This is a genomic window from Kitasatospora sp. NPDC093558 (assembly GCF_040683475.1).
Taxonomy (GTDB): domain Bacteria; phylum Actinomycetota; class Actinomycetes; order Streptomycetales; family Streptomycetaceae; genus Kitasatospora.
On record NZ_JBFBDY010001078.1, the window covers coordinates 1 to 1,598 of the forward strand.

Sequence of the window (1,598 nt, forward strand, 5' to 3'; positions counted from 1 at the left end):
AACGGCGAGGAGGCGCCGGCCGCTGCGCCGGAGCCCACTGCCGTCGCGCCGACGCCTGCTCCGGAAGCCGCCGACGCCGGGCTGCTGCTCGTCGCGGTGACCTCGTGCCCGACCGGCATCGCGCACACCTACATGGCCGCCAAGGCGCTCGAACTGGCCGCCGCCCGGGCGGGTGCGCGGATCGAGGTCGAGACCCAGGGGTCCGCCGGCGCGACGCCGCTGGCCCCCGAGGTGATCGCGGCGGCCGACGCAGTGATCCTCGCCCATGACGTCGAGGTCAGGGACCGCGCCCGCTTCGCCGGCAAGCCGACCGTGGACGTGGGGGTGAAGGCCGCCGTCAACCGCGCCGACGACCTGATCGCCCAGGCCGCCGCTCTGGTCGCCCAGGCCGGCAGCGGCGCCCGTGCCGCCGCCCCGGCTGCCGCACCGAGCGCGCCGGCGGGCGAGCACTGGGCCCAGCGGCTGCGCAAGTACCTGATGACGGGCGTCAGTTACATGATCCCGTTCGTCGCGGCCGGCGGCCTGCTGATCGCGCTCTCCTTCGCGATCGGCGGCTACCAGATCGCCTCCGCGCCGTCCGTGCTGGGCCACTTCGACTGGACCTCCGCGCACAGCTGGGCGGCGATGCTGTTCCAGACCGGCAAGGCCGCCTTCGGCTTCCTGGTCCCGGTCGTCTCCGGGTACATCGCCTTCGCGATCGCGGACCGGGCGGCGCTGGCCGCCGGCATCGCCGGCGGTGCCATCTCGGTGGCGGTCGGCGCCGGCTTCCTCGGCGGCATCGTGTCCGGCCTGGCCGCGGGCTTCCTGGTGCTGTGGATGATCCGGTGGAACGTGCCGCGGGCGATCAGGGGCATCATGCCGGTGGTGGTGATCCCGCTGCTGTCGGTGGCGGCGGTCGGCTTCCTGATGTTCGTGCTGGTCGGCTCGCCCATCGCCTCGGCGATGAGCGGCCTGACCGACTGGCTGAACGGCCTCTCCGGCTCCAACGCGATCCTCCTCGGTCTGCTGCTCGGCGCGATGATGGCCTTCGACATGGGCGGTCCGCTCAACAAGGTCGCCTACACCTTCGCGGCCGGTGCGCTCACCACGGCGGGCAGCACCCCGGACGCCGGCAGCCTGAAGGTGATGGCCGCCGTGATGGCCGCCGGCATGACCCCGCCGCTGGGCATGGCCCTGGCGACCGTCGTCCGGCGCCGGCTGTTCACCGCCGAGGAGCGCGAGAACGGCAAGGCCGCCTGGGTGCTCGGGGCGTCGTTCATCACCGAGGGCGCGATCCCGTTCGCGGCGGCCGACCCGCTGCGGGTCATCCCGGCGAACATGGTCGGCAGCATGACCGCCGGCGGACTGGTGATGGCCTTCGGTTCCACCCTGCGGGCCCCGCACGGCGGAATCTGGGTGCTCCCGCTGATCGGCAGCCCGTTCCTGTACCTGGTCGCGGTCGTGGCGGGCACGGTGGTCACCACGGCGGTGGTCGTGGTGCTCAAGGGGATGCGCAAGCCCGCCGTTGCGGCGGCCCCGGGTGCCGTCGTCGCCGAGAAGGAGCTGGTCGGCGCCTGATCCAGCCGGTCTCCTGACACGACTGTGGCGCCCGCTCGTTC

The 1,598-nt window shown here is 73.6% G+C and carries 1 protein-coding gene; it reads left to right on the top strand.

Translation table 11 applies throughout. The features are described from left to right. Nucleotides 1-1,557 (top strand): fructose-specific PTS transporter subunit EIIC (locus AB0O00_RS38625; protein ID WP_363659352.1); only part of this gene is annotated, 1,557 nt, incomplete at its 5' end. Between the last annotated feature and the right edge of the window lie 41 nt (nucleotides 1,558-1,598).